A 4,567-nucleotide genomic window follows, 5' to 3' on the forward strand; every position below is an offset into this window, starting at 1 on the left:
CCAAGAGAAAGAGGATGAGCACTATGATCAGCTCAAGCTTGGTATGTGATGCCACCTTTAGGTGGCTCCAATTCTTGCCCCTTTGAGGGGCTAACAGTAATAAGCCTCCGGCTTTGCCGGAGGTAATTTAACTGTGGCAGTTCTTTTGCTGTTATTAGGTGCATGGAATGATATTTATGCTGAAGATGCAGCAAATAATGAAAGCATATATGATCAATTTAAAAATTTCAAGTTTTGGTTTTTTGTTTTTGGCTGTGGTGTAATAAGTATTTTAGGCAAGATAGTTGATCATGCAATTCAGATAAATAAGATAGATGACACACAAAAAATACAGAGCTTTACTAAGAAAGAAACACTTCTAGAATGGTTTCTGTGGTTTTTGTCCGCATCAATAGTTGGGTTTTTGGGAAATTTAGTAGGTTTATTTCAAGCCTCTGCTCAAGCAGCAGTTGTGATCGGATTAGGTTGGCCAACAGTATTTGCACAACTTAAAGAAAAATATGGACCTAAAACGGAAAATTAAGCTGTAGTTGACCAACAAACAAATAGAACGATCAGTAAAGAGTAGTTGAACAAACAAATAAGTGGAAAGCTCAATGACTGTGATCAAAGTAATCCAATATTCGAAGGAAAACTGATCTATGCGATAGTATACTGACAGTTAATGGGGTTATAGAATGATTCGGATTTTCCTTTATTACTTTTGCAATCACCCATTTTAATGGCACGGTAATAGCCTAATTGTTGAGAGCGTTCTGAAATTATTTATCTTGACCATATGAAGGAGTAATTTTCATGAAAATGATGGCAACTATAATAGTAACTGGAATATTGGCGTTACTCTTGAGTACCCAAGTTTATGCATTTGCTGCTTGCCACGTAGCAGAAGCGATGGGGCATGCAGGAAAAGCACAGGTATACGCGGAAATGGGACATACTAAAGAAGCACTCCAGTATGCAAAAGAAAGCTTGATACATGCTAAAGAAGCAAAAAATGAGTATGGCGAAGATAATAAGCATATAGGTCAAGCTATCAAATCCTTAGAAGAAGTTATCAAACATGCATCAATGAGTCACCCAAAAATTGCGGCTAAACATGCTGACGACGCACTGAGCCATATGCGTGATTCTTGTCGTTAATCGTGAAAAAAAGCTAGGGTCTTAGCATGGATGGCGCGCTTCCTCTATGATGGAAAGATATGGTAGTGTCAGAAATTCAGTGTGTTGGGGCCGGTTAAAAATTTTATTTAGGACATCCGTAAATCATTCACCAAATAGAATCACAAATTGATTATCAGCCTGTTTCCAGGAAATAGGCTGAATCGGCCCGGTTTTTCTGGAAACTTTTTAGTTTGAGTCAAGCTATGGCTGATCTTAAATAAAATGGTTCAAGACGCATAGGCAGCAAAGAGCTGCTCAACGGAACATCCTTCCTTTTTCCAGATGATTTTGGCTTGGGCCTATTTTGGCTCAATGTCATTGAAGTCTGGAGAATAAGCAGGCAGGTATTCAAGTGTGTGCCTTGGTTGCCAATGGTAATTTGGATATCTTGTCGTTTGTGGAATGTCGCGTTATCCATGACGATCACGCAAGCAGGCGGGAGTTTGGGCAAAAGGTCCTGCATAACCCAAAGGATGCAAGCTTTTGCGGGTTTGTCCTGGGATTGGGAACATTGATCCAGCGCGTCACGCTGACAACACCTACACAAAAACGCTTGGCCACTTGCGCGATTGTAAAGTCCTTCTTCTCTCGAGCGGATAATCCTTACGGCGAAATGAGACCGGATATGTCATCTGTAAGTTGTAATTAATTTATGAGTACCTCTAAAAATTCATATTTCGTCACAATACTTCGTTGTTCACAAAAAATGTTTCCTTACCTATCAGTTATATGCTGCGTCAACATTTTTTGTTCTCGTCTTGTCTTGCTTAGAACTCTGGATTTTTAGAGGCGCCCTTATGTGTAATTGGCTATATTGTTTGGCTTGTGTGCGGTAACGAACAGAATCAGTTTACCTTATCCCTCATCATAGTTAATCGGAAGACACGTTGTTCGTCCGATCATATCAAACCTACCACAAGGAGATCTTATGAAAAAATTACTCATGTTAGCCGTTGCTTTAATGCTGCCTACTTTTGCGGTTTATGCAGAGACTGCGGGTAAAGGAGGGAATGTTAGTGATGCAGAAATTGCACACATTGTAGTTACCGCTAATCAGGTAGACATAAAAAATGGCCAGCTTGCCAAGGAAAAGGCTTCAGATGAAGACGTTAAGGCATATGCGCATCGAATGATAAGCGACCATACAGATGTCAATAAAGAAGCAGAGAGTCTAGTAAAGAAGCTCAATGTAACCCCAAAGGATAATGAAATCAGCAAGACGCTCAAGTCGGATGGTGAGAAAAATATCGACAAATTGAAAGATATGAGCGGAAAAGAGTTTGATAAAGCCTATATCGATGCAGAGGTTAAGCTTCACAAACAGGTTATTGATGTCGCTGATACCAAGCTCGTGCCTAACGTACAGAACGAGGAATTAAAAGCTCTCCTGAAAAAAGTTCGCCCCTCGCTCGTCTCGCATTTGGAACATGCCCAGAAAATTCAAGAATCATTACGTTAGTAAAACAACAAGATACATTGTTGGGCATACTCATGCTTGATCATTGAATTGCATTTCATATTTATTAATGAAGAAAGCAACAAAGATGAAATGTTGATCCATGACACAGCTTTATTTTGCCAATAATACTAACTTATCATGCCTAAGCCCAAAGTATCATTATAGGTAGTGGTCTAGCAGGTTTATCGGCTGGGCTGGAACTTGCCAATGATGGATATGAAATTACTATTCTCGAGGCAAGTTCCTTTATTGGTGGAAGAACTTCCTCCTGGAATCAGAGTCGAATGGAGGTAGAATCTGGCTTGCATAGAGTGCTTCGTTTTTATACCGCTTTTCCTCGGCTAGTAAAAAAAGCTGGGTTAAAGATGTAAGATGTAGTAATCTGGAAAGATGAGGTGGAGATAAAGGTTGCAAATGGGTCTTCGTTCATATACGGTGCATTACCCATATTTAGGCCCTTCAAAACATTTTCAAGCCCTTTCAGGAACAAACTCGTCTCCTGGAAAGAATCATGGAAGCTACTAAAATTCTTAATCTCGGACGACATTACGACTTATGTAGCTCGTCCGGAACAACTCGATAAATATTCCACCCTGGAGTATGCACAAAAATTTGCCTTGATTAATGAAACAATAAAATGTTTCATTGTCCCGTTTACTTCAGCTTTATTTTTCCTTCTTCCGTCAAAATATAGCGCCTATGTTTTTTTCGGCCCTATGGTTCATGCGCTCAGGCGTCTCTACCGTGTACAAATAGGGGCATTTCGAGGAGGAATGAGCAAAGTTCTGATTGAGCCGATCGCTCACAAGATCATACAATTAAAAGGTAATGTCATTACGAATGCACATGTTACCAAGCTTAACCATGATGGGAAATCCCCCGGCATAGCCGGGGGATTTCCCATCATGGTTAATTATGAATTTCTTACAAAAGTGATCGACGGCTTGGAAGAGGTTATTGAAAGACTTGCGATGTGCCAACATAATGTTGACTAGGGGAAGAGGGATGCGGTATTAGCGAAGGACTCAATTTATCACACTATAGCTGATCCTATACAAAATGATTTAAAGTGCATAGACGGTAAAGAGCTGTTCGGTGGGATATCCTTCTTTTTTTCTGATTGTTTTTGGCTTGGGCTCATTTTGGCTCAATGTCATTGAAGTCTGGAGAATAAGACAAGCAGGTATTCAAGTGTATGCCCGGCATGGGCAATGGCGGTTTGGATATCCTGTCGTTAATGGAATGTCGCCTTATCCATGACGATCACGCAAGCAGGCGGGAATTGGGCAAAAGGTCCTGCGTAACCCACGCATGGAAGATGTCGGCGGTGATATGGGCCATGAACAGGCTTACGGTCAAGAGTGCCTTTCTGATCAGGGCGCCAATGGCATGGGCTCGGCCTCTTGCATGCCAATCTTTTACGCCATGGGCGCGTTCACCCACTGGCGCATAGCCATGCGTACGCGGCATGTCGTGCGCAAAGCCGCTTTCATCAAGGTAAACAATGACGCGGCCTTCGCGCTCATAGCCTTCAATTTTTTGCTGAAAGATACGCCGCTCTTCGTGTGCCACGAGCACAAGGTATTGCGTAAAAAAAATGCCTGTGCGTGCTGCGCAAAAGATGAGGGTGGGCCCCTCGAAGCCGCTTTACAGGAGGAGGCTTCAAACTGCCTTATGCTGCGAAGGTAAAGAGCCTGGGTAGTGAGCATTAAGGAAAAAGGCAAAGCTGGACTTTGTCAGGTAAGTGTTAGGGAGACGAACGCAAGTGAACCTTTGACGTGGTCAAGTAAAATCGGACACCTCAGTTAAGCTGCTTTTATCGATTTTGCTGCATCTGCTTCATATTGATTCTGACTTTTGTAACCCAGGTATGAATGCAGTCTTTGGTTGTTATAAAACACGGCGATATACTGCAAAATATCCTGCTGTGCTGCATGGCGGGTTTGG

Annotated in this window: 8 protein-coding genes; 6 read left to right on the forward strand and 2 right to left on the reverse strand. The window is 41.8% G+C overall.

The window, feature by feature from the left end; all coding sequences use genetic code 11:
* Positions 1-133: 133 nt before the first annotated feature.
* The 6 genes from BM122_RS20275 to BM122_RS23735 all read left to right on the forward strand — a co-directional run bounded on the left by BM122_RS20275 (position 134) and on the right by BM122_RS23735 (position 3,880).
* Complete coding sequence (locus BM122_RS20275) at positions 134-523, forward strand: hypothetical protein (protein WP_074907375.1); 390 nt, start codon at positions 134-136, stop codon at positions 521-523.
* Between the two features lie 272 nt (positions 524-795).
* Complete coding sequence (gene smbP / locus BM122_RS20280; protein ID WP_074907377.1) at positions 796-1,140, forward strand: small metal-binding protein SmbP; 345 nt, start codon at positions 796-798, stop codon at positions 1,138-1,140.
* Positions 1,141-2,089: 949 nt separating this feature from the next.
* Positions 2,090-2,620 (forward strand): DUF4142 domain-containing protein, encoded by a 531-nt coding sequence (locus BM122_RS20285; protein ID WP_074907379.1) that lies wholly within the window; start codon positions 2,090-2,092, stop codon positions 2,618-2,620.
* A 161-nt stretch (positions 2,621-2,781) separates the two neighbouring features.
* Positions 2,782-2,991, forward strand: coding sequence for an FAD-dependent oxidoreductase (locus BM122_RS26425; RefSeq protein ID WP_371264963.1), 210 nt, complete (start codon positions 2,782-2,784; stop codon positions 2,989-2,991).
* A gap of 24 nt (positions 2,992-3,015) precedes the next feature.
* Positions 3,016-3,615: a hypothetical protein gene (locus BM122_RS20295; protein WP_074907381.1), complete on the forward strand. Its 600-nt coding sequence runs from the start codon at positions 3,016-3,018 to the stop codon at positions 3,613-3,615.
* Between the two features lie 100 nt (positions 3,616-3,715).
* Positions 3,716-3,880, forward strand: coding sequence for a hypothetical protein (locus tag BM122_RS23735; protein WP_177198233.1), 165 nt, complete (start codon positions 3,716-3,718; stop codon positions 3,878-3,880).
* 3 nt (positions 3,881-3,883) lie between these two features.
* On the opposite strand, the gene BM122_RS20300 is transcribed toward BM122_RS23735, so the two are convergent.
* A complete protein-coding gene (locus BM122_RS20300; protein ID WP_074907383.1) occupies positions 3,884-4,198 on the reverse strand; it encodes a transposase in 315 nt (104 codons plus the stop codon).
* Positions 4,199-4,425: 227 nt separating this feature from the next.
* On the reverse strand, positions 4,426-4,567 hold a 142-nt coding region (locus BM122_RS22910), incomplete at its 5' end, for an IS3 family transposase (RefSeq protein WP_143083575.1).

The organism is Nitrosomonas communis, assembly GCF_900114745.1.
GTDB classification, from domain to species: Bacteria; Pseudomonadota; Gammaproteobacteria; order Burkholderiales; family Nitrosomonadaceae; genus Nitrosomonas; species Nitrosomonas communis_A.